The sequence below is a fragment of the Bifidobacterium sp. ESL0704 genome (genome assembly GCF_029392075.1).
Taxonomy (GTDB): domain Bacteria; phylum Actinomycetota; class Actinomycetes; order Actinomycetales; family Bifidobacteriaceae; genus Bifidobacterium.
Genome location: NZ_CP113929.1, coordinates 1,442,067 through 1,465,362, shown reverse-complemented (window position 1 = coordinate 1,465,362; position 23,296 = coordinate 1,442,067). Strand labels below are relative to the sequence as shown.

Here is a 23,296-nt window from a genome sequence, read left to right as displayed (position 1 = left end):
GAATTATGTCAGCTCTCACATCGGTTTCAGGCTTTCCGCGCATCGGGCGCGACCGTGAATTGAAGAAGATCATCGAAGGCTACTGGAAAGGCAAGTCCAGCCTCGATGACGTACGTGCGACGGGCAAGCAGTTGCGGGCCGAGCATTGGAAGCTGCAGGCCGATGCCGGAGTCGACCTGATCCCCAGCAACGACTTCAGCTATTACGACCAGATGCTCGACACCGCCATCCTGCTGAATGTGATTCCGGAACGCTACCGTCGGCTTTCCTTTGAAAATCCCGAAGACACGCTGTTCGCGATGGGCCGTGGCTATCAGGGCCCGGAGGGCGATGTCACCGCGCTGCCGATGAAGAAGTGGTTCACCACCAACTACCATTATTTGGTTCCCGAAATCGACGCCGGCACCGAAATCAAGCTCAATTCCACCAAGCCCTTCGACGAGTTCAACGAGGCCAAGGCGCAGGGCATCCTCACCAAGCCGGTACTGATCGGCCCTTACACTTTCCTCAAACTGGCCCGCAATCCGCAGGCTGAAGAGCTGGAACTTGACCGCGGCCTGGTCGATGCGGTTTCCGGCGTGTACGCGCAGATTCTCCGCAAGTTCGCCGAACTCGGTGCCCAGTGGGTACAGTTCGATGAACCGTATCTGGTACTTGACAAGGAAGACGGCGACACCGAGCTTTTCAAGGCGCTTTATTCCGCCATCCTGCCGGCACGTTCCGCGCTCGCGGGCAAGAGCGTCAAAGTCCTGCTCAACACCTACTTCGGCAACATCGCCGATATCTACGAAACCGTGAATCTCTTCGGGTTCGACGGGGTCGGCCTCGACCTGATCGAAGGACGCGACGAAAATCTCGCGGCCGTCGAGAAATACGGTGTCGCGCAAAACACCACGATTTTCGCCGGTGTCATCAACGGACGCAACATCTGGCGCAACAACTACGCGCAAAGCCTCGGTTTGCTTGACGCATTGAAGACCAAGACCGGCAATGTGGCCGTCTCCACCGCCTCGTCCCTGTTGCACGTGCCGTTCAGCACCGAAGGCGAGACAGGACTGAAGCCGGAGGTTTTGAAGCACTTCGCCTTCGCTGTCGAGAAGCTCGGTGAGTTGGTGGATGTGGCCAAGCTTGCCGATGTCGATGACGAGACTCGTAAGAAATCGAAGACATTGGCCGGCAATCAGGCCTTGTTCGACGGCAGCCGCGTGGCACCCGATCCGGCCGTGGCTAAGCGTCTTGCCTCGTTGACAGAGAAGGACTTCGTCCGTCAACCGGCCCGTGCCGAACGCCGCAAGCTCCAACATGAGGAACTTGGATTACCTGAATTGCCAACCACGACCATCGGTTCTTTCCCACAGACCCGCGAGATTCGTTCGATGCGTGCCAAGGCTCGCAAGGGCGAGATCGCGCAGGAGACCTACGACGCGTTCATCGCCAGCCAGATCGACCAGGTCATAGCCCATCAGGAGCAGATCGGCCTGGATGTGCTCGTTCACGGCGAATTCGAACGCAACGACATGGTCGAATACTTCGGCCAGCACCTGAACGGCTATCTCTTCACCAAGAACGCCTGGGTGCAGTCCTACGGCACCCGCTGCGTCAAGCCTCCGATCGTCTGGGGCGATGTGAGCCGCGCCGAGCCGATCACCGTGCGCTGGAGCAAGTACGCCCAAAGCCGCACCAAGCACGTCGTCAAGGGCATGCTCACCGGCCCGGTCACCATCCTCAACTGGTCCTGGCCGCGCGAGGACATCAGCAACGAGCTGCAGACCCAACAGCTGGCGCTGGCCATCCGCGACGAGGTGCTCGACCTCGAGGCCGCCGGTATCAAGGTCATCCAGATCGACGAGGCAGCGTTGCGCGAGAAGCTGCCGTTGCGTCGCTCCGACTGGCACAAGAAGTACCTCGACTGGGCGATTCCCGCCTTCCGTCTGGTGCATTCCGCTGTCAAGCCGACCACGCAGATCCACACGCATATGTGCTACTCGGAGTTCAACGACATCATTCGTGACATCGACAACATGGACGCCGACGTGATCTCCTTCGAGGCCTCCCGAGGGGACCTGGTCGTCCTCGACGCCATCCATGACGCGCATTTCGAGACCGAAGTGGGCCCCGGCGTCTACGACATCCATTCGCCGCGTATCCCGTCGACCAAAGAACTGGTCGAGCGCATCCACGCGATCCTGAAGAAGGCCGATGCCGGCCGTGTCTGGATTAACCCCGACTGCGGCCTGAAGACCCGCGGCAATGAGGAGACCTGGCCGAGCCTTGAGCACATGGTCGAAGCCGCCAAGACGGTTCGCGCCGAATTGGCGGACGGTTCGCAGGCCTCGCGTAACTAAGCAAGATTGAAATTCATCAACGTGTGGCCGACATCAAGCAGAAGCAAACGATGCCGGCCACATCATTTGTCACAGGAGACAAGACATGCATTCGCCGATTTTCTCGCTTGAAGTGTTTCCGCCCAAGCCGCATGCGCCGGTAGGCACCATCTATGATGCGCTTGACGGGCTGCAGGGTTTGGACCCCGATTTCATTTCGGTGACCTATCGTCATGGCAGCCATGCCAACCGGCTCAACACCGCCAGGATAGCCCACACCGTCAATGCCGACTATCGCATTCCGGTCGTGGCCCATCTGACCGCCCTATACAGCGATAAGGCGTCGGTCGACGAGGCGCTGGACCTCTTCCGAAAGGCCGGGGTCTTCGGCGTGCTGGCGTTGCGCGGCGATTATGTCGAAGGCAACGAGCCGTGCGGGGATTTCGAACATGCCAGCGATCTGGCCGCCTACATCCGCCAGCATGACCCCGATATGCAGATCATGGGCGCCTGTTACCCGGAATGCCATCTGGAGGCCTCGTGCCTGGAAGTCGACGTCGACAACCTCAAAAAGAAGGTGGACGCCGGCGTCACCCATCTGATCACCCAGCTGTTCTACGACAACGAGGATTTCTACCGTTTCCTCGATTTGGCGCGCGCCAAAGGCATCGATGTGCCGATCGAAGCCGGCATCATGCCGATACGCAGCGTCAGATCGATCAACAACATGACCAAGCGCAACGGTTCCAAGATCCCCTCGGAAGTGCAACGCATCGTCGACAAGTGGGGCGACAACCTGCCTTGCCTCCAACAGGCCGGCATCAACTACGCCTCCGAACAGATTTCCGATCTGGTGGCGCACGGCGTCGACGGCATCCACCTCTACACGATGAACCGTCCGGCGATCGCACGCCGCATATGGTCCAACGTCGAGCAATTGTTCAGCGTCACCCCGCAGTGATCCTGCTGCAGTAATGCCAAAGGGGATGTCGGCGGTGCATGGACTATATATACGGCGCGAGCGCCACTGCGCGGTTCCCCTGTAGCGACGCTACCTTTCAGATGGCGGTTGTCTTCAGGATTATCGCGGATGCCCTGTCTGCATCGACGGCCGAATGGCAGGAGTGGTCATTTCCGGTGGTGCTTGGTGGTGTTGCGCCTCTTTTTCGACTTTTGGCGCTTTCGGGGCGTTGTAGGCGCCGGACGGTTTTCCCCGGGTGTTTTCGTTTTGGGGCGCAGGATGGCGAACCTGGCCAACAGCAGGCCGCGGACGGGCGGAATCTTGGCGATGGCGAAACCGACGAGCGCCCCGAGAATGGCGGTCCACGAGGAGATGTCGAGGTGGGCGTACATCAGAACGAAGACGACGACGATGAAACCGACCCCGATCCATTGCTGCAGACGGTTCTGCTGATCGGTCATCAGGGCGGTGCGTCCCGGCATCGCACCAAACGCCAGTCCGATGACGAAGGCGACAATGCCGATGATGATGGCGACGATAAGATCAGTGGAATTCATGCTTCCGGTGCCTCCTTGCGTTTGCCGGGTTGCCCGGACATGTCTTTTTGCGTTTCCTGCATGGCCATCGTTCGATCGATGAGCGTCCTGCGTTTGACCAGACGCCCATACTGTCTCATCGTCGTAATGGAATCCATGGTCTTCTGGTCGGCGTCGACTCCTGCGATTTCGGCGATGATCTGCTCGTAGGTGGTGTCGGCGGTTTCGTGGACGCCGTTGATTCTGCCGTGCCTGAGCACGACGATACGGTCGGCGACGGCGAATACGTCGGGAATGTCATGGCCGACCAGCAGCACCGAACGCCCCTGTGAACGAAGCCGCTTCATGTAGGTGAGCACTTCGGCTGTCTGCATTACCGACAGCGAGGCCGTGGGCTCATCCAGCAGAATGAGTTTCGGGTCGTTGAGCAGGGTCCTGGCCAGTGCCACCGTTTGACGCTGGCCTGCCGACAGCGTGCCGATAGGCTGTCCTACACGGATGGGTGAGTTGAATTCCTGCAGGATATTGCGCGCGGTGTCGTTCATGGTCTCATCGTCACGCCTGCCTTTTTCGTCGCGCAGCTCCCTGCCGAGAAACAGGTTGGAGGTGACGTCGAGGTTCTCGCAGAATTCCTGGCCTTGGAACACCGTCACGATGCCCATGCCGTTGGCGTCATGGATGCTTCGTATCTCAGACGGGTTTCCCTGATAGAAGATCTCGCCGGAATCGGGTTGCTGGAGTCCTCCGATGACCTTGACCAACGTCGATTTGCCGGCCCCGTTGTCACCGACGATTGCAATGATCTCATGCGGTGCTATGTCGAGACTGACAGATTTCAGAGCATCGACAAAACCAAATCGCACAGAAATGTCATGCAAGCTGAGCAGTGGCGCATCATTGCGAAACGACATCATTGCCTTTCTCCTTATCCTCTCCAATATATCCTAGGTCGTGCTATTGCCGATTTTCCGCTTTCCTGAGCGCCATCAACGCGATGCCCAGCGACGGGCCGTCCATCGGATAGCGTGCGGGTATGACCTGGATGGGTTTGACCACGAACGGGAACAGCAACCGCTGCAAGGCCTGCGAGAACGGCTTGCGGAAGTCGTCGCCCGCCTCGGAAAGCATGCCGCCGAGCACCACGACTTCGGGATCGACGGATATGCACAGATCGGCGCAGACGTCACCGATGCGGATGGCCGCGTCCGAAATGACTTTTCGGCACCCCGGGTCGCCTTTCGTGGCCTTCTCCACCAGGTCCGCAAGTGTCATGTTGCCGTGGGTCACGCTCAGCAGCGAGACCAGACTGTCCTCGCCGACAAGCGTATCGAGGCATCCCCGGTTGCCGCATGTACAGATGGAACCGAGGGGGTCGACCTGGATATGCCCTATTTCCCCGGCCAGACCGGTGACTCCGCGGTGGAGGCATCCGTTGATGACGATGCCCGATCCGACGCCCTCCCCGGCGTTGACGTAGACGAAATCGGTTTTACCCTGTGCCGAGCCCATGGTTCGTTCGCATTCCGCCGAGGCGTTCGCGTCATTGTCGATGACCACCGGAACGTGGAACGCTTCGGAGAAGGGGCCGATGATGTCGTTGCCCTCCCATCCGGGAAGGATGCCGGGCAAGGCGATGGTGTGGCTTATCCGGTCGACCGGAGCCGAGACGGCCACGCCGATTCCGAGAACCTCTTCGGCCCGGGCCCCTATGTTGTTCAGCGTCTCGTTGAGCAGGACCATGGCGCGCCCAAGTGTCGTGTCGGTTTTATGGCCGCGCGCCAACGGAAGGTTGTGCTCGGCCACGATTTGCTGCGATGTGTCAAGGATGGACAGCAGAAGGTTATGACGGCTGATATGCAGGCCGACGGTTAGCCCTTTCTGATGCGAAAGCGCCACCAAGGTGGCACGTCGGCCGTTGCGGACAGTGCCCTGTGTGGTCAGTCGGTTGGCGGCCACGAGCTGGCGGACAAGGGTGGAGATGGTGGCGGTCGACAGACCCGTGGATTCGGCAAGCTCGATTTGGGTCATGGCGCCGCAGCGATGGATGCAATCAAGGATGCTAGCGCAATTCGCCTCGCGAAGTGAGCTCTGGGAACCGAACAGTCTTGCCATACCAACCAAGCATAACCGTCTTTCCGACGTTTGCCCAGCGGAACGAAGGCCGGAAAGACGGAACAACGAAGATTGGATTCGATGATAAAACACGAAAAGCGAAAATTCTTGAAATTGAATTTGACAACTTAATTCAAAAGGTATATCACAGTATACGGATTGCAGAATGATCTGGATCCGATCTTTCGAAGTTGAAGGAGAAGCAATGAGATTACCAAGAAAAATGCTTGCGCTCGCATTGGGCGCGGCCATGTGCGTAGGCGTCGGCGCCTGCGGCACTTCCCGTGGCGGCGGCGCTGCCAGCGAGGGAAGCAATATCAAGAAAGGCGACACCATCGGCATCTCCATGCCGACCAAGTCGGAGGAACGTTGGAACAAGGACGGCAACAATCTGAAGAAGAAGCTCGAGGCCGCCGGCTACAAGGTGCTGCTTTCGTTCGCCGATGACAAGCCTCCGCAACAGAACGCGGATATCGAGAATATGGTCAACAACAACGCCAAGATCGTCGTGGTCGCCTCCAAGGACGGCACCGCGGTGGGGCCGGCCGTTGAAAAGGCCAAGGACGCAGGTGCCAAGGTCATCGCCTACGACCGCCTGATCATGAACACGAAGGCCGTCGACTACTATGCCACCTTCCAGCTGGAGCAGACCGGCGTGCTCGAGGCCAACTACCTGATCGACAAGCTGGGCTTGAAGAAGGGCGCCAAGGGCCCGTTCAACATCGAGCTTTTCTCCGGTTCTCCTGACGACAACAATGCGAAGTACTTCTTCAAGGGCGCTTGGCAGCTGCTGCAGCCGTACTTCAAGTCAGGCGTGCTGGTCAGCCCCTCGAACCACGGCGGTGGCGTGAAGGCGGACTTCAAGATGTCCGATTGGCAGAAGATTTCCGTGCAGTCATGGAAGGCCGAGCAGGCGCAGAAGGATATGGAATCCATCATCGACTCCACCTATGCGCATGGCGAGAAGCTTGATGCGGTCCTCAGCCCGTATGACGGCATCTCCCAGGGCGTGATCAACGCCATCCAGGAGAAGCGCCCCGACATGCAGCCCGGCACCGCTTCATGGCCGTACATCACCGGTCAGGACGCCATGGAGATCGCCGTGGCCAACATCGCCAAGGGCACTCAGGGCCAGACGGTGTTCAAGAACGTCAACAAGCTGGCCGATGCCGTCTACGACATGATCATCGAGATCGCGGAGAACAAGAAGGTCACCGGCATCAACGGCAAGTTCAACAACAACAACATCGACGTGCCTTCCAAGCTTCTTGATCCTCAGAACATCACGCAAGAGAACCTGACCGATCTTGTCAAGGCGAAATATGTGACGCAGCAGCGCTTCGACGCGCTGACCAAGGGCACCGATGTCAAGTAGCTTGACATCCACTAGGCAATGCGGGTCGCGGACCTGCCTTATGGGCGGTCCACAAACCCGCTTGCGTCGAGAAGGAGGTATGGGTCATGCCAGATGACAACGTCATACTGACCATGAAAAGCATCACCAAGAAATTCGGGCCCGTCAAGGCGCTGGACGACGTGAATCTCACGGTAAGGCGAGGGGAGATCCACGCCATTTGCGGGGAGAACGGTGCCGGCAAATCAACGTTGATGAACGTGCTTTCGGGCGTCTACCCGTATGGTAGCTACACCGGCACCATCACGTTCGAGGGCAAGGAATGCAAGTACCGGACCATCAATGACTCCGAGGCCGACGGCATCGTCATCATTCACCAGGAGCTTGCGCTGAGCCCTTACCTGCCCGTTGACGAGAACATCTTCATCGGCAACGAACAGCAGAAGAGCGGTATCGTCAACTGGGGTGAAACGCGCGCGAAAGCCGTCGAGCTGATGAAGCGTGTGGGGCTCGAGGAGTCTCCCGACACCAAGATCATGGATCTGGGCGTCGGCAAACAGCAGCTCGTCGAAATCGCCAAGGCCCTTTCGAAGAACGTCAAGCTGCTGATCCTGGACGAGCCCACTGCCGCGTTGAACGACGAGGATTCGGCGAATCTGCTCAACCTTGTGCGTGAACTTAGAGACAAGCAGGGCGTGACCAGCATCATCATCAGCCACAAGTTGAACGAGGTGGCCGATATCGCCGACAACGTCACCATCATCCGTGATGGTTCGACGGTGGGCACGATGCATGTCGACGAGGATGAACCGCTCGACCAGAACGAGCTGATTCATCTGATGGTCGGCCGTGAGCTGACCAACCTCTATCCGGAGCACCCCTCGAACAAGCCGGGCCCGGAGTTCCTGCGTGTCAAGGATTGGACCGTCCACCATCCCCAGGATGTCAACCGTGTCATCGTCGACCATGCCAACTTCAACGTTCATGCCGGCGAGATCGTCGGTCTGGCAGGGCTTATGGGCGCCGGCCGCACCGAGATGGCAAGGAGTGTCTTCGGACGTTCCTACGGCTCCCATATTTCCGGAGAGGTGTACGTCAAAGGCAAGAAGGTCAACCTGTCCAACGTACAGGATGCCATCGACGCCGGTCTGGCCTACGCCACCGAAGACAGGAAGATGTACGGTCTCAACCTGTTGCAGAACATCCGTGAGAATGCGTCCATGGCAAGCCTGAAACGCATGAGCAAGTTCGGTGTCATGGACGACAACATCGAACGCAAGCGTGTAGGCGAATACCGCAAGGATTTCAATATCAAATGCACCAGCATCGAGGAGCCGGTCAGTTCGCTTTCCGGCGGTAACCAGCAGAAGGTCGTGCTTGCCAAATGGGTGCTTTCCGACCCGGATGTGCTCATCCTGGACGAGCCCACCAGAGGCATCGACGTCGGCGCCAAATATGAGATCTACGAGATCATCGACAGGCTGGCGGATGCGGGCAAGGCGGTCATATTCATCTCGTCGGAGCTCCCGGAGCTCATCGGGGTATGCGACCGCATCTACACCGTCAGCCAAGGTGTGATCACCGACGAGGTGCATCGGGACAAATTTAGTCAGGAATACCTGATGAAGGGTATGACAAAAGAAAAGGAAGTGGCAGCACGATGAGTTCCACAGTCGTATCGCCTACCAAAAAACAAGACAAGGAAAACAGGGGCGCGATCCTGTCCGCCATCGCCAACAACGCACGCCAATACGGCATCGTCGCGGCGTTGGTGGTCATCATCGTCGTCTTCGAGATACTCACCAAGGGCGTGCTGCTCAAGCCGAACAGCTTCGTCTCCCTGATCCAGCAAAACGCCTACGTGATCATTCTGGCCATAGGTATGGTGATGGTCATCATCGCCACTCACATCGATTTGTCGGTCGGCTCGCTGGTTGCGTTCATCGGTGGCATCTGTGCGCTGTTGATGGAACGTCAGGGAATGAACTGGATGCTGGCCATCGTCGTCTCCCTGATCGTCGGTCTGATCGTAGGCTGCTGGCAGGGCTTCTGGGTCGCGGTGATCGGCATTCCCGGTTTCATCACCACTTTGGCCGGCATGCTGATGTTCAGAGGCCTGGCGACCGTGATCGTCGGTGAATCCGTGCCGATCACCTCCGACGCGTTCCGCGGCATCGCCCGTAACTATCTGCCCAATATCTTGGGCTTCTGGGGGCCGTTCGACGGACTGAGCATCGTGGTGGGGCTGGTGTGCATCGTCGCCTATGTCTACAGTCAGCTCTCGAAGCGCAAGCGTACCGAGAAGGTGGGGCTGGTGCCCGAGCCGATGGTCATGACCGTCATCAAGTGCGTGCTGATCAGCGCGGTCATCGCCTTCGTCACCTATCTGATCGCCTCGTCCGGCAACGAAAATCAAGGCGGCATCCCCATCATGCTGGTCATCGTCGGCGTGCTGGTGCTTGTCTACAACTTCATCCTCACGCGTACCGTCTTCGGACGCCATGTCTATGCGGTCGGCGGCAACCGCAAGGCCGCCATCCTCTCCGGCATCAACACCAAGCGCGTGGACTTCATCCTCTTCGTCCACATGGGCTTCCTGTCCGCTGTGGCCGCCATCTGCATGCTCTCTCGTCTGGCCTCTGCAACCGCCCAGACCGGTATGGAGTTCGAGATGGACGCCATCGCTGCCTGCTTCATCGGCGGCACGGCAGTCGCCGGCGGCGTCGGCACCATCCCCGGTGCCGTGGTCGGTGCGTTCGTGATGGGCGTCATCAACCAGGGTCTGTCGATCATGGGCGTCGACACCGCCGTGGTCAAGACCATCAAGGGTCTGGTGCTTCTGCTTGCCGTGGCTGTGGACATCATGTCCAAGCGCAAGAAGAGCTGAGTGCATTGATGGGAAAGGGAAGTGCATGCAGGATTCGCTGGAAACGATAGTCTGCATGCACTTTTCGTTGTGGCGTTACGGCAATGATAATTCTCATATAATGAAAATTATTCATATCTGAGGTATGCGAAAGGTCATGGATATGAAACTGTCCGAACATAGCAGGGCCATCCTGTATTTCCTGATGTCCGTCGCCTGTCTCATTTGGCTGGTTCAGTCCGGCAGTGAAGCCGCCAAAGCCGGTACGTTCTTTACCTGGCCCAATCTTGTTTTTGTCGTCTGTCTCCTCATTGTCACCGGATACGGTGTCTACGCCGGTTTCCAGAGCTGGAAAAGCGACGGTGGCGGCAATGGCGACGATGACCAAGAGGACCGTGACAACCAGGAATAAGCAGAACGGAAAATAATCCTATTGACTTGCATCCATGTAAAAAGAGTGGGCAGGTTGTAGATTGGGGTTATGGAAGCTGACAGGGAATTCGAAATCACGACTCATGACCTGATCCGCGCAGGGATGCAGGATCTCGGTCAGGCGCGCGAACGGTTTGCGCGCCTGGGGGAGTCGGGCTTCGACAGCCGGGCTTTGCAGGTCGTGCTGACGTCCTTGCAACGTGCGTGCGATCCTGATGCCGCGTTGAAGCATCTTGTCGAAATTTCTGCGGTTCCGGAAACCCGGACGTACACTCCTGAGGCCCTTTCACGGCTGATTGGCGTATTGGGTGCTTCCAATGCCTTGGGCGCTCTGATGCGGGTGCATCCCGGTCTGGTGTCGGCTGCGGCCTGCGACCCGTGTGGGAGCCTCGATTTTAGTCGTGCCGAACGTATCGCACGCATGAACGAGGCGGTCAAGGAAGCCGTTTCCTCATCAGCGGATATGCCGGCGGCCAACATGTCCGCTGCCGTTGAGGCGTTGCGGGAACATTATTATCTTCAGCTTGCTGCCATCATGGCCGAAGACACCGCCGCGGACGATCCGGTGAACATACAGCCTCAGATAAGTGCGAAACTTTCCGACCTTGCGGATGCCGCCATCGGCGCTGCGCTCGATATCGCCAGAACGCAGGTCGAAGGAAGCGAACACTGCGGATTCACCGTTATCGGTATGGGCAAACTCGGCGCCCAGGAACTCAACTACGTCTCCGATTGCGATCTGGTGTATGTCGTCGAACCGCTTGCCGCGCAGGGCGAGGAGAAAATCGACGGTGCGGCCCTGACCCGCATCGGCACGAAAATCGGAACCTTGCTGCAAAAAATCTGCCAATCGGTCATCCCCGGTGTCGCCATGCCGCCGTTGTGGCAGATCGACACGGCTTTGCGCCCGGAAGGCAAGGACGGCCCGCTGGTGCGCACGGTCGATTCGTGCCGCGTCTATTACGAGAAGTGGGCCAGCAATTGGGAGTTCCAGGCGCTGCTGAAGGCTCGCATTGTCGCCGGTGACGAAGAGCTGGGAAAGGCCTATCTCGATCTGACGCGTCCGCTGGTCTGGTCGGCGTCGAAACGCGATAATTTCGTCTATGACTGCCAGAAAATGCGCAAACGCGTCGAAGACAATATTCCTTCCGATCTGCGGGACAGGGAAATCAAACTTGGCAAAGGCGGGTTGCGCGATGTGGAGTTCACCGTGCAGATGCTGCAGCTGGTCCATGGCCGTTCCGACGAATCGTTGCGCGGCCGGTCCACGTTGGGTGCGTTGCAGGCGCTTTCGGCCGGAGGATACGTCGCGCGTCCGCAAGCTGCAAGGCTCGATAAGGACTATCGCTTTGAAAGAGTGCTGGAGCATCGGGCGCAGACGTGGGAGCTGAAACGCACGCATCTCTTCGCCGACCTCGGCAAGGTCAAGGAGAACGAACTCGATATCGTGCGCAACGCCGACACGCGTGCGATAGACGGCAATCCGGAACTGCGCCGTATGGCCCGTGCATTCGGCCTGCTGCCCGATCAGCTGGTACAACGTTACGACAAAGTCCGCCGTGAGGTGCGCCGTCTTCACTCCGATATCTATTACCGGCCGATGCTGCCGATCGCGGCGCAACTGGACGACGATCAGATCACCTTAAGCGACAAGGCCACCCGAGAGCGCTTTGAATCCATCGGCTTCGCCGACCCGGATGCCGCCATGCGTCATGTCAAGGCGTTGACCGAAGGGGTTTCCCGTGCGGCCAAGATCAACCGCATTCTCCTGCCCTCGATACTCCAATGGCTGTCCCAAGGGCAGAACCCGGACATGGGGTTGTTGCAATGGCGCAAGCTCGAGGAACGTTTTGGCGGCGGCAGCCAGTATCTCGGTTTCCTGCGCGATTCACCGCAGGCGCTGATCAGACTGTGTCATATCCTCTCCAACTCGAGGCTGCTGGGCGACGCGCTCAACCAGTCCATCGAATCGGTGACCTGGCTCGGCGACGACGGAATGCTGATGCCGCGAACCCGTGAAAGCCTTGATGTGCGCTCGCAGGCTGCGGTGTCGCGGTATGCCGACAACATGAACGATTTCGCCACTTCCATCCGTGCGATGAGACGGCATGAGATCGAACGCATCGGCCTTGGGTGGACTTCCGGTGTTTTCGATGATGGTACGGGATTGGCCGGTATGACCGATGTCTACGATGCCGCCATCGAAGCGGCTCTGCAATGGTCCATCCGTCATCAATGCACTGAAATGGGGTTTGATGCCGCTCCGGTGGCCATCAGCGTCATCGCCATGGGCCGTTATGGCGGCCAAGAGGTCAATTTCTGCTCTGACGCGGATGTCATCATGATGTATCGCCCCAAAGGCACGGCAGAAAATGGCCGTGGAGAGAATCCGGCGGAATCGACCGCAGAATTCGCGCGCAACGTGGTCAACGACCTGCGCAACATCCTGCAGGGGCCTGCCAGCCTGGAGCCGAAAATCGACCTCGATTTCGGACTGAGGCCGGAAGGCAAGAACGGACCGCTGATCCGCTCATACGAATCATGCCGCGACTACTACACCAAGTGGTACAGCACGTGGGAACGTCAGGCCTTGCTGCGAGCGAGGTATGCCGCGGGCGATGCCCGATTGGCCAAGGATTTCCTCACCCAGCTTGCCGACCCTCTGCGCTATATGGACCGGGCGTTGACGGACGAGGAGGTCGGCGAGATCCGCAGGCTCAAAGCGCGAATGGAGGCGGAGCGTCTGCCGCATGGCGTGAAACGCAACCAGCATCTGAAACTCGGGGCGGGCGGGCTTTCCGATGTCGAATGGACGGTGCAGCTGCTGCAGCTCGAGCATGCGGGGAGGCATGAGGGCTTGCGTGTGCATTCGACGCTGGCCGCGCTTGATGAGCTTGAGCGGTTGGGATATATCGGTGGCGATGACGTCGACGCGTTGCGCAGAGCGTGGAAAATGCTCACCGCCGCCCGCAACGGCAATTACCTATGGGGCGCGAGGCTTTCGCAAGCCGATGTGCTGCCGTCGGATTTCTACGGGCTCGGAGGAGTGGCGACGTTTCTGGGATACGATGCGAACCGTGGCCAATACTTCGGCAACGACCTGCAGGCCGTGATGCGCCGGTGCCGAGAGGTGACGGAGCGGCTGTTCTACGGGCTGTGAAAGTAGAACCGGTAGGAAAGCGCTAGAAATGTCTTGAAAGGGCGTTTTTCCATAGAAAAGGCGAAGCATGTGGAAAAACGTCGTTTAAGGATGATTTTGGTGTTTCCTCTCTGGATTGCCTTGGCTGAGTATCGTTAGCCGACATGCGTGGTGCTGTGAGATTGACAACAGGTGTCGCCGCGTGCGGGTATCTTGTGAATGGTCACATGAAGTGGCCACCTTCTTCCAAGAGAAAGGTGAGCCGTTGTCAGATTTGACGGGCATGAAAGCATCCTTGAGGAATTCCGGTGATGGAATTCCCAAACATTCATTGGTCGGTTCCAGCGTGGTGACGTTGGATAATATACCGATTCCGGAGATTCGGGTATTGCTTGACAAAGCGCAATACATTGATTCCCATAGAAAAGAAGTGGCGAACACCTGCACAGGCCGGGTGTTGGCCACTTTGTTTTATGAGCCCAGTACGCGCACGCGCCTGAGTTTCGAGACCGCGATGCTACGGCTCGGCGGCAAGGTCATCGGCTTCGCCGGCGCCCAGCTTTCCTCGGCCACCAAAGGCGAGACCATCCACGACACGGTGAAGGTCGTCTCGCAGTACGCCGATCTGATCGCCATGCGTCATCCCAAGGAAGGCGCCGCACTGGTTGCCGCCCATTCCTCGGATGTGCCGGTCATCAACGCCGGTGACGGCGGCCATATGCACCCCACGCAGACCCTGGCCGACCTTTCCACCATTCAGGCGCGTTTCGGGCGCGTCACCGACCTGACCGTGGGGCTGTGCGGCGATCTGACGTTCGGGCGTACCGTGCATTCGCTGATCGAGACCCTCTGCCGCTTCGGCAACATCCGGTTCGTGCTGATCAGCCCCGACGAGCTCAAGACCCCGCAGTACGTGCTCGACCGCATCGACGCCAGCCCGACCTGCTCCTACGTGGAAGCGAAGGATTTGTCAGCGGTTATCGGCGACCTCGATGTGCTCTACATGACGCGCGTCCAGCAGGAACGCTTCTTCAACGAGGACGATTACCTGCGCCTGCGCGACACCTACATCCTCGACGCCGCCAAGATGAGGCTCGCCAAACCCAAGATGGCGGTGCTCCACCCGTTGCCGCGCGTCAACGAGATCGCCAAGGAAGTCGATGACGATTCGCGTGCCGCCTACTTCGAGCAGGTACGTCGAGGCATGCTCATGCGCATGGCGCTGGAAAGTTCGGTGCTGGGCGACGAACTGCCCGGTTACGAGACAAGCAAGGAGGTGTTGGCCTGATGGAAGTCACGAGCATCACCAACGGCATTATCATCGACCATGTTGACGCGGGTACGGCGCTCACCGTCCTGCATTATCTCAAGATCGACCCGACCACTACCAAGCTGGCGCTCATCATGAACGCGACCAGCCATGCGCTGGGTGCCAAGGACATCATCAAGCTCGAGGACGTCGAAGGCCTGAACCTCGACGCGCTCGGCTTCATCGCGCCGCACGCGACCGTCAACATCGTCCGGGGCGGCCGAATCGTCGACAAGGCGAAGCCGGAGCTGCCCGAACACTTGGTCGGTGTCATCTCGTGCAAGAACCCACGCTGCGTGACCACCGCCGAGACGGGATTGGAGCAGCGGTTCCACCTGGCCAACGCCGAACGCCGTGAATACCGTTGCGACTATTGCGACGAGGAAGCACAGCGGTAACGAAGTCGCTTGTGGCCGAAATCCATTGGTTTGATGGGGATTCGGGCACAAGCTGACGAAAACCTGATTGATCTTCCATGAGATCAACCGTGTAGGAATGCAAAACAAGCTGGTTATCAAGAGAACGGAATGCACATGCTCACCATTCATGACATCGCGGTGTGGGACACCGGCGAACGCATCGACCTCGTTATACCGGAAAGCGACGCCCAACGGTTGCTTACTGAAGCGGGTGCCGTCGTATCCGGCGATATCGACGGCTCGTCGTTGATCGTCGCACCAGGGCTCGCCGACCCGCATGTGCATTTCCGCGATCCGGGGCAAACGACCAAGGAGACAATGGTCTCCGGCTGTGAGGCTGCAGCGGCCGGCGGCTATACGCGCGTGCTGATTATGCCGAATACGCTGCCGGCTGCCGATGGGCGTGACATCAATGTCCAGGATGCTGTCGACGGCGGCGAAGAGCTCAAGGAAGTCGGCGTCGTCAACACGCTCGACTATCTGCAACGCTATGAACAACTGCACGATGTGCAACTGCCGGTTCGCTATGACCTTTCCGTCTGCGCGTCACTCGGTCGGACGGGGAAACTACCGACACGACCCGACGATTACATCAGATTCATGGATACTGCCGGACAATCGACAAACCATGATAACGGTATACATGATAACGGTATATCGGATACGTCTCAAAGCCCGGACAATGCCGTTTTGCAGCATCCGCTACGTGCGATCACCGACGATGGTTCGGCGATTACCGACGAGATTCTTGACTCAGTGCTCGCCGATGCGAAGGCGACCGGGTTGCCGGTGCTCGAGCATTGCGAGCATCACGATACGGGTGCCATCAACGAGGGGACGGTCAGCAGAAAACTCGGTATCGCCGGTATTCCTGCGCAAACCGAACTGACGATCGTCAACCGTGACATCGAAGCGGCCCGGCGTACCGGCGCCCACATCCATTTTCAGCATGTCTCGACGGCCGGAGCATTCGATGCCGTTCGCAAGGCCAAAGCCGAAGGCTTGCCGATCACCTGCGAGACGGCACCGCATTATCTGGCGTTGTGTGACGAGGACATATTGAAGTATGGCACGATGGCCAAGATGAACCCGCCGCTGAGAAGTGAAGCGGACCGCCGTGCCACGGTCGCCGCGATCGCCGACGGAACCGTCGATATGATCGCCACCGATCACGCCCCGCATACGGCCGAGGAAAAGGCTGCCGGGCTGGTCGATGCGCCGAACGGCATCATCGGATTGGAATGCGCGTACGGCGTCTGCCGCAAGGTGCTGGTGGGAAGCGGTGCCATCAGCGATGAGCGGCTGATTGAACTTATGGCTCTGGCCCCGGAACGGCTGATGGGACACAAGCCTACGGATGTGGCAATGTTGCTCAATACCTCCGCGAAGTGCGCGACGAAACGGATACTGGATTTGAGCAAAGTCGAACACCCCGAAAACGTCGATCTGACCTTGATCGATACCCATCATCAATGGACTGTCGATTCGGCCCGGTTCCATTCCAAAGGACGCAACACCCCGTTCGATGGGTGGAAGCTTACGGGCAGGCCAATGGCCACAATCATCGGCTCAAAGTTGGTGTTCAGCAGGTTGACAGTCGGTACGAAAGGTTGAAGCCATGGGCGGAATGGCCATATTCCAACGATAATTAAACTGATATATAGATAAGCGTAACAGCTCTGATGGCTGTAATGATTGCAGGTATAACACTTAAGGAAAAGAGGGAAGGACAATGGATCGACTGATTGAGGCCATCGAGGCCAAAGACAATCCCAGCATCGTAGGGCTGGACCCGACTCAGGCGCTGGTGCCGCCGCAGGCTTTCACCATGGAGATCGAATTCGACGAGAAGGATCTCGAGGCATTCATTAAAGGATTGAGGAGCAGCAACAGTCCTGAAGATCAGCGAGTTCTGGCTTCAATAGACAATGCTGACGGCATGGAAGCCAAGACCAAGGCTGCAAAAGACGCTTTAGAGCAGGCTGATCCGGGTGCCGAGATTATTGAAGGCTTCTATGAGTTCAACTGCGCCATCATCGACGCCGTGAAAGACATTGTGCCGGCTGTCAAGCCGCAGATCGCTATGTATGAGGCCTACGGTCCCATTGGTTTTGATATCTACCGTTTGACCTGTGAGTATGCGCAGAAGCAGGGGTTATATGTGCTTGGTGACATCAAACGAGGTGACATCGGTTCGACAGCTGCTGCATATGCCAAACATCTGACCGGCGTCAATTCTCTGAAAGACGACTGCAATGGCCAGCCGTGGAGCGAGGATGCTGTTACCGTAAATCCCTATTTCGGTACCGACGGCATCACCCCATTCACCGACGCAGCCAAGCAAACCGACAAGGACGTGTTCGCGCTGGTGCGCACCTCAAACCCATCCAGCAAAGAGATTCAGGAACTCGAACTTGCCAATGGTGACAAACTGTATGAGCACGTTGCCGACCTTGTGGAAGGCTGGGGTGCGGATTCCATTGGTAAGTATGGTTACTCGAGGCTTGGCGCTGTGGTCGGAGCGACCCATCCCGAACAGGGTAGTCAATTGCGCGAACGCATGCCGCACACCTTCTTCCTCGTACCGGGGTATGGTGCACAGGGCGGCACGGCGGCGGATGTGGCCGGAATGTTTGATTCCCGTGGCAGTGGTGCCATCGTCAACTCATCGCGTGGCATCATCGGCGCATGGAAGAAGTCGGGGGAGTACAGCGAGAATATGACCAAGGAGGAAGCTCTTGACCTTGTCGCTCGAAGCGCCCAGGCTGCTGCGATTGCGATGCGCGACGACTTGAGAAAAGCTCTGCTGTCTTAATTACCCAATAAATCCGTTTACGATAAGAATTTTAGAAGGAGAAACATGAGCGCAACTACTTTCATGCCCACGGCCAGCACCGAAACCGTCGAGCGGCAAGCGGCCGAGGCCGGACGAAAACCCGGCAGACGCACCGACAGGGTGATTGCTGCGTCGATGCTTTCGCCAGGCATCTACGAAATGGTCATCCGTGACCCATACGTGGCGGCAACCGTGCGCCCGGCGCAGTTTGTGAACCTGTATCCCTCCGATGCCACGATGGCGTTGCCCCGTCCGTTCGGTGTGGCCAAGGTCGAGGGAGACGATGTCACGCTGATCTACCAGATCGTGGGAGCGGGGACGCGTGAGTTTGCAAAGCTTCAGGCCGGAGGCACCGTCGACGTCCTCGGACCGCTTGGCAAACCGTTCGATACCGGCAAGACGGCGAATTATGTCCTCGTCGGAGGAGGTTTGGGCGTGCCGCCGCTGCTCTACGCCGCGCAAACGCTCAGCAAACGCGATGACGGCACCTTGGTCACCTCGGTTTTCGGCTATCGGGACGTGCGTTTCGCCGACGAGTTGGTTGCGCCTTTTGCCGATACGACGCACAGCATCATCAACGCCGAAGGCAACGTCGTCGACCTGCTGAACGATATCGAAGATGAACTCGACGGCGCCGACCAGAAGCCAATCATCCTTTCCTGCGGGCCGACACCGATGATGAAAGCCGTGGCAGCTTGGGCCAGCAAACGCAATATCGAAGCCCAATTCAGCCTCGAAGCCCGCATGGGCTGCGGGTATGGTGCGTGCGTGGCCTGCGTGGTCGACACACCGCAAGGAAGACTCAAGGTCTGCAAGGACGGTCCCGTCTTCACCACCGAACAACTCGGTTGGGAGGCGTGAGCGCGATGACGAATACGACGAATGAGGGAAATGCTGCGATGAACGAGCAAACGGAACAGGACACGGCAATGAACGTTCTTGAACCACACGAATGGCGGCACAGGACCATCGTTGCGGGAACCGAATGGAAAAACCCGGTCGGCACGGCCTCGGGCACCTTCCAGCTCGATGCCTGCGGTGACTACTATGACGTCAGCCAGATGGGCGCCATCTGCACCAAGGGCGTCGCACCGGTGCCGTGGGAAGGCAATCCCGGGCCGCGCACTGCAGAATCCCCGTCCGGCATGGTCAATTCGGTCGGACTGCAGAATCCCGGCGTGGACCATTATCTTGTCGACGAACTGCCGCGACTCAAGAAGCTTGGCGCCACCGTCATCACCAACGTCGCCGGGCACAGCGATGAAGATTACGCCCAGGTCGTCGCCAAGCTCGCCGACTCCCAGGCCGACATGCTCGAGATCAACGTCAGCTGCCCGAACGTGAGTCACGGCGGCATGAGCGTTGGCACCGATCCGGTCGCGCTGAGCCGTTTGATCAAGCATTTGCGGGCGCTGACCAGCAAACCCATGATCGTCAAGCTTTCCCCGAACGTCACCGACATCGTCGAAGTCGCCCATGCGGCGGTGGATGCCGGGGCCGACGCGCTGAGCCTCATCAACACGTTGGTCGGCATGCGCATCGATATCAACACCGGCAAGCCGATCCTGGCCAACCGCACCGGCGGCGTCTCCGGACCGGCCATCTTCCCGATTGCTCTGAGTTTCGTCTGGCGCGTGCGTCAGGCCATTCCCGGCATTCCGATCATCGGCATCGGCGGTATCGATTCTGGCGAGAAAGCATTGGAATACCTGTACGCCGGTGCGAACGCCGTCGAGGTTGGCGCTGCCGCATTGGTCGATCCGACCGCTCCGATGAGGGTTGCCCGTGAACTCGACGACCTGCTGGATTCGCGCCCGGACCTCGCCGCGAAACTCGCCAAAGGTCAGACATGGTGAGGGAGCGGTGTGCTCTGGACCGTCATATCGGGTCCGCTGGAGGCGCCGTGCCGCCGGCCGAGCGTCTTCGTCATGGGTTTGCGGCTTCACGGGGATTTTGTGACCCGAACCCTTGATAAAGAAGTTCCCCGTCATGGGTTTGCGGCATTGTGACGGTCGCGGGCTACAAACCCATGATAAAGAGGCGCCTCATCATGGGTTTGCGGCTTAAGGCTAGGTTTTGGCCGCGAACCCATGACTTCGGTTCCCTGCCGGTTTCCGGGTAACAGCGGAATCTGACTGGAATGGGACGGTTTTATGATTAAAAAATGGAAAGAGATGGAAGATGACCACAACACACAATAAAAAAGACGTCAAAGACCCTGCCGATGCCGCAATGACACCGATTGACCAGCGCTTCACCGAGTTTCTGCTGCAATCCGGAGCGCTGAAATTCGGCGATTTCACGTTGAAGTCCGGCCGGCAATCTCCTTATTTCATCAACGCTGGTGCGTTCAATAACGGTCGTAAGATAGCCACGTTGGGTGCGTTCTACGCTGAAAAGATCACCTCGGCCATCGCCGGCGGCACGCTGCCGCACGACATCGCCACGATTTTCGGCCCGGCCTACAAGGGCATTCCGCTTGCGGTCTCCACATCTATCGCGCTGACCAGTATGCATGGCATGGAAGTCGGCTACACCTTCGACCGCAAGGAAAAGAAGGATCACGGTGACGGCGGCATTCTCGTCGGCACGCCGCTTGAGGACGGCATGAAGGTCCTGCTGGTCGATGACGTGATGACCGCCGGCACCGCCGTGCGCGAGGTGGTCCCGAAGCTCAAGTCCGCCGCGAACGTGGATATCGTAGGCCTGGTGCTGTCGGTCGACCGTATGGAAAAGACCAAGGATTCCAACATGTCCGCCGTCAGGTCGGTCGAGCAGGAATTCGGCTTCCCAGTGCTGTCCATCGCCAACGTCCGCGAGATCTTCGCCGCCGCCTCCCGCATGGTCACCGTCGACGGCAAGCCGTTGCTCGGCGACGATATCAAAAAGCGTGCCGGCGACTATCTCGAGCGGTATGGTGCGTGATATGAAACATTGAGATAATTGGACAGTCGCGGTTGTTGGCACCGATTTCTTATGCTTGGAGTAAGGTTTCGCTAGTATTACGTAGACAAGGGAGACGCATGCGACAGGAATACACACAGCCGTTGGATAGTCCGATTGAAAGTGACAGGAACGTCTTCTCGCTGCTTGACGACCGTGCCAGGCGCACGCCTGACGAGTCGTTGATCGAGTATGTCGGCGATGACGGCAAGTGGAAGTCTTTTACGCCGGTGGAATTCCGCGACGAGGTCATCGCCCTTGCCAAAGGCCTGATCGCCCGTGGCATCAAGCCGGGGGATTCCGTGGCCATCATCGCTCACACCTCCTGGCAATGGACGGCGCTCGATATGGCCGTCATGTCGATCGGCGCGCTGACGATTCCTGTCTACGAGACCAATTCGCCGGCTCAGGTGCGGATGATCTTCAACGATTCCAACGTCAAGATGGCATTCGCCGAAGATGACGTACAACGTGACAAAATCGATGTCGTGCGCGATTCCTGCCTTGATCTCAAGGACGTCTATGTCATCGCTTTGGGTGCCATCGAGGCCATCGAAAAATTCGGCCAGGGCGTCACGGACGAGGAATTCTGGCAGCGCGAAAAAGCGGTCAAGGGCAGTGATCTGGCCACCATCGTCTACACGTCGGGTTCCACCGGAACGCCGAAAGGCATCGAGCTGACCCATTCCAATTTCGTGTTCATCACCATCTCCGGCGTTCAGTTCATGCACGACGCCTTGAACAAGCCCGGACGCAGAATGCTGCTGTTCCTGCCGCTGGCGCATGTTTTCGCTCGATTCATGGAGCTGGTCTGCTTTGCCGGAAGCATGACACTTGGATTGTCGAGTGATCTCAAGACCATCCTGACCGATTTCCGCACGTTCAAACCGACCTTCATTCTCGCCGTCCCGCGTATTTTCGAGAAAATCTACAATGCCGCCTCGCAGAAGGCCGGATCCGGTGTTGCCGGCCATATCTTCTCGCATGCCGCGGAGACCGCCATTGCATGGTCGAAGGTGCAGCAGTCAGGCCAGCCGATTCCGTGGGTGTTGCGCATACGTCACGCCATCTACAACAAGCTGGTCTATTCCGCCATCATGCAGATCTTCGGCGGCAAGGTCGAGTACGCGGTATCAGGCGGAGCTCCGCTCAACGCGACCATCGCGCATTTCTTCAATGGCGTCGGTTTGCCGTTGCTTGAGGGATACGGTATGACCGAGACCTGCGCTCCGGCTATAGTCAACCCTCCCAAGGGGTACAGAATCGGCACCGTGGGCATTCCTCTGCAAGGCGTCACCGTCGGCGTGGATGGGACCGGAGAACTGTGCATCAAGAGCCGCGCGGTATGCGCCGGCTATCACAACCATCCCGAAATCACCAAGGCCCAGATCGTCGACGGCTGGTTGCACACCGGTGACCTTGGCTCCATCGGTGCCGATGGATTCGTGACGTTGACCGGTCGCAAGAAGGACATCATCATCACCGCCGGAGGCAAGAACGTCTCGCCGGCCGAGGTGGAGGCCTCCGTGATGGTTTCGCCGGTGGTCAGCCAGTGCGTTATGGTCGGCGATCGCAAGCCGTTCATCGCCGCGATCATTTCGCTGGATTTGCAGGAGACGAATACCTGGCTGAAGTCCGAAGGAGCGGAACCCGTCAAAGACTTGAAAGAGGCCAGCGAGAACCCGATCGTCCGCGCCGAGGTCGAACGTGCCGTCAACAAGGCCAACGAGCTGGTCTCGCGCGCCGAATCCATCCGCAAGTTCGAAATCGTCCCCGACGAATTCACCGAGGCCAACGGCATGCTCACCCCGAGTCTCAAGGCCAAACGCCAGGTCATCACCGAGCATTACCAAGACCTCATCGACAACGTCATCTACGCGCCGAAGAAGTAGGTGGTTGGTCGAAGCTGAGGGTATCGTACGCGACACTGCCGGTATCGTACACCGAATGCGGGTGATACCTGAGGTCATTCAGGTCTTCTGGGCTGAACCTTTTGGTAAGGCGAGGTCGTCCCGCAGTATGTCGGTATCCGGATTCGGCTTTCGTTTTGGAGTGGTTCTTGGGT

18 protein-coding genes are annotated in these 23,296 nt (G+C 58.4%); 15 read left to right on the top strand and 3 right to left on the bottom strand.

Annotation, left to right across the window (positions count from 1 at the left end; all coding sequences use genetic code 11):
• Window positions 1-5 precede the first annotated feature (5 nt).
• A complete protein-coding gene (gene metE, locus OZX64_RS05215) occupies window positions 6-2,345 on the top strand; it encodes a 5-methyltetrahydropteroyltriglutamate--homocysteine S-methyltransferase (RefSeq protein WP_277171838.1) in 2,340 nt (779 codons plus the stop codon).
• A gap of 85 nt (window positions 2,346-2,430) precedes the next feature.
• Window positions 2,431-3,285, top strand: coding sequence for a methylenetetrahydrofolate reductase [NAD(P)H] (gene metF / locus OZX64_RS05210; RefSeq protein ID WP_277171836.1), 855 nt, complete (start codon window positions 2,431-2,433; stop codon window positions 3,283-3,285).
• A 167-nt stretch (window positions 3,286-3,452) separates the two neighbouring features.
• Here metF and OZX64_RS05205 read toward each other — a convergent pair whose 3' ends face one another.
• From OZX64_RS05205 to OZX64_RS05195, 3 genes are read right to left on the bottom strand one after another with little or no spacing between them, the layout of a single operon-like run.
• Window positions 3,453-3,842: a hypothetical protein gene (locus OZX64_RS05205; protein ID WP_277171834.1), complete on the bottom strand. Its 390-nt coding sequence runs from the start codon at window positions 3,840-3,842 to the stop codon at window positions 3,453-3,455.
• Entirely contained in the window at window positions 3,839-4,735 is an 897-nt protein-coding gene (locus OZX64_RS05200; RefSeq protein ID WP_277171832.1) for an ATP-binding cassette domain-containing protein, read from the bottom strand. The genes OZX64_RS05205 and OZX64_RS05200 overlap by 4 nt, the downstream gene beginning before the upstream one ends.
• A 40-nt stretch (window positions 4,736-4,775) precedes the next feature.
• Complete coding sequence (locus tag OZX64_RS05195) at window positions 4,776-5,933, bottom strand: ROK family transcriptional regulator (protein WP_277171830.1); 1,158 nt, start codon at window positions 5,931-5,933, stop codon at window positions 4,776-4,778.
• A 205-nt stretch (window positions 5,934-6,138) separates the two neighbouring features.
• Here OZX64_RS05195 and OZX64_RS05190 point away from each other — a divergent pair, with 205 nt between their 5' ends.
• From OZX64_RS05190 to OZX64_RS05130, 13 genes are all read left to right on the top strand, one after another.
• The gene (locus OZX64_RS05190; RefSeq protein ID WP_277171828.1) at window positions 6,139-7,308 is read left to right on the top strand and encodes a sugar-binding protein; all 1,170 of its coding nucleotides are present in this window, start codon (window positions 6,139-6,141) and stop codon (window positions 7,306-7,308) included.
• An 86-nt stretch (window positions 7,309-7,394) separates the two neighbouring features.
• On the top strand, window positions 7,395-8,951 hold the full coding sequence (locus OZX64_RS05185) for a sugar ABC transporter ATP-binding protein (protein WP_277171826.1): 1,557 nt from the start codon (window positions 7,395-7,397) through the stop codon (window positions 8,949-8,951).
• Window positions 8,948-10,174 carry a multiple monosaccharide ABC transporter permease gene (gene mmsB / locus OZX64_RS05180; protein ID WP_277171824.1) on the top strand — a complete coding sequence of 409 codons (1,227 nt, stop codon included), beginning with the start codon at window positions 8,948-8,950 and terminating at the stop codon, window positions 10,172-10,174. The genes OZX64_RS05185 and mmsB overlap by 4 nt, the downstream gene beginning before the upstream one ends.
• Window positions 10,175-10,316: 142 nt before the next feature.
• Window positions 10,317-10,565, top strand: a complete 249-nt coding sequence (locus tag OZX64_RS05175) for a carbon starvation protein (RefSeq protein ID WP_277171822.1) — start codon at window positions 10,317-10,319, stop codon at window positions 10,563-10,565.
• A 69-nt stretch (window positions 10,566-10,634) separates the two neighbouring features.
• Window positions 10,635-13,745, top strand: coding sequence for a bifunctional [glutamine synthetase] adenylyltransferase/[glutamine synthetase]-adenylyl-L-tyrosine phosphorylase (locus OZX64_RS05170; RefSeq protein WP_277171820.1), 3,111 nt, complete (start codon window positions 10,635-10,637; stop codon window positions 13,743-13,745).
• 310 nt (window positions 13,746-14,055) lie between these two features.
• Window positions 14,056-15,012 carry an aspartate carbamoyltransferase gene (gene pyrB, locus OZX64_RS05165; RefSeq protein WP_277174987.1) on the top strand — a complete coding sequence of 319 codons (957 nt, stop codon included), beginning with the start codon at window positions 14,056-14,058 and terminating at the stop codon, window positions 15,010-15,012.
• Window positions 15,012-15,431, top strand: a complete 420-nt coding sequence (locus tag OZX64_RS05160; RefSeq protein ID WP_277157309.1) for an aspartate carbamoyltransferase regulatory subunit — start codon at window positions 15,012-15,014, stop codon at window positions 15,429-15,431. The genes pyrB and OZX64_RS05160 overlap by 1 nt, the downstream gene beginning before the upstream one ends.
• Before the next feature lie 135 nt (window positions 15,432-15,566).
• The gene (locus OZX64_RS05155) at window positions 15,567-17,066 is read left to right on the top strand and encodes a dihydroorotase (RefSeq protein WP_277171818.1); all 1,500 of its coding nucleotides are present in this window, start codon (window positions 15,567-15,569) and stop codon (window positions 17,064-17,066) included.
• A 118-nt stretch (window positions 17,067-17,184) separates the two neighbouring features.
• Window positions 17,185-18,267 (top strand): orotidine-5'-phosphate decarboxylase, encoded by a 1,083-nt coding sequence (gene pyrF, locus OZX64_RS05150; RefSeq protein WP_277171816.1) that lies wholly within the window; start codon window positions 17,185-17,187, stop codon window positions 18,265-18,267.
• 63 nt (window positions 18,268-18,330) lie between these two features.
• Complete coding sequence (locus OZX64_RS05145; protein ID WP_277174986.1) at window positions 18,331-19,149, top strand: dihydroorotate dehydrogenase electron transfer subunit; 819 nt, start codon at window positions 18,331-18,333, stop codon at window positions 19,147-19,149.
• 38 nt (window positions 19,150-19,187) lie between these two features.
• Entirely contained in the window at window positions 19,188-20,144 is a 957-nt protein-coding gene (locus tag OZX64_RS05140; protein ID WP_277171814.1) for a dihydroorotate dehydrogenase, read from the top strand.
• A gap of 376 nt (window positions 20,145-20,520) precedes the next feature.
• Complete coding sequence (gene pyrE, locus OZX64_RS05135; protein ID WP_277174985.1) at window positions 20,521-21,213, top strand: orotate phosphoribosyltransferase; 693 nt, start codon at window positions 20,521-20,523, stop codon at window positions 21,211-21,213.
• Between the two features lie 98 nt (window positions 21,214-21,311).
• Complete coding sequence (locus OZX64_RS05130; RefSeq protein WP_277171812.1) at window positions 21,312-23,123, top strand: AMP-dependent synthetase/ligase; 1,812 nt, start codon at window positions 21,312-21,314, stop codon at window positions 23,121-23,123.
• Window positions 23,124-23,296 lie beyond the last annotated feature (173 nt).

Coding starts and splice junctions, on each gene's coding strand:
- metE (WP_277171838.1), top strand. CDS start 6: ATGTCAGCTCTCACATCGGTTTCAGGCTTTCCGCGCATCGGGCGCGAC.
- metF (WP_277171836.1), top strand. CDS start 2,431: ATGCATTCGCCGATTTTCTCGCTTGAAGTGTTTCCGCCCAAGCCGCAT.
- OZX64_RS05205 (WP_277171834.1), bottom strand. CDS start 3,842: ATGAATTCCACTGATCTTATCGTCGCCATCATCATCGGCATTGTCGCC.
- OZX64_RS05200 (WP_277171832.1), bottom strand. CDS start 4,735: ATGATGTCGTTTCGCAATGATGCGCCACTGCTCAGCTTGCATGACATT.
- OZX64_RS05195 (WP_277171830.1), bottom strand. CDS start 5,933: ATGGCAAGACTGTTCGGTTCCCAGAGCTCACTTCGCGAGGCGAATTGC.
- OZX64_RS05190 (WP_277171828.1), top strand. CDS start 6,139: ATGAGATTACCAAGAAAAATGCTTGCGCTCGCATTGGGCGCGGCCATG.
- OZX64_RS05185 (WP_277171826.1), top strand. CDS start 7,395: ATGCCAGATGACAACGTCATACTGACCATGAAAAGCATCACCAAGAAA.
- mmsB (WP_277171824.1), top strand. CDS start 8,948: ATGAGTTCCACAGTCGTATCGCCTACCAAAAAACAAGACAAGGAAAAC.
- OZX64_RS05175 (WP_277171822.1), top strand. CDS start 10,317: ATGAAACTGTCCGAACATAGCAGGGCCATCCTGTATTTCCTGATGTCC.
- OZX64_RS05170 (WP_277171820.1), top strand. CDS start 10,635: ATGGAAGCTGACAGGGAATTCGAAATCACGACTCATGACCTGATCCGC.
- OZX64_RS05160 (WP_277157309.1), top strand. CDS start 15,012: ATGGAAGTCACGAGCATCACCAACGGCATTATCATCGACCATGTTGAC.
- OZX64_RS05155 (WP_277171818.1), top strand. CDS start 15,567: ATGCTCACCATTCATGACATCGCGGTGTGGGACACCGGCGAACGCATC.
- pyrF (WP_277171816.1), top strand. CDS start 17,185: ATGGATCGACTGATTGAGGCCATCGAGGCCAAAGACAATCCCAGCATC.
- OZX64_RS05145 (WP_277174986.1), top strand. CDS start 18,331: ATGCCCACGGCCAGCACCGAAACCGTCGAGCGGCAAGCGGCCGAGGCC.
- OZX64_RS05140 (WP_277171814.1), top strand. CDS start 19,188: ATGAACGAGCAAACGGAACAGGACACGGCAATGAACGTTCTTGAACCA.
- pyrE (WP_277174985.1), top strand. CDS start 20,521: ATGACACCGATTGACCAGCGCTTCACCGAGTTTCTGCTGCAATCCGGA.
- OZX64_RS05130 (WP_277171812.1), top strand. CDS start 21,312: ATGCGACAGGAATACACACAGCCGTTGGATAGTCCGATTGAAAGTGAC.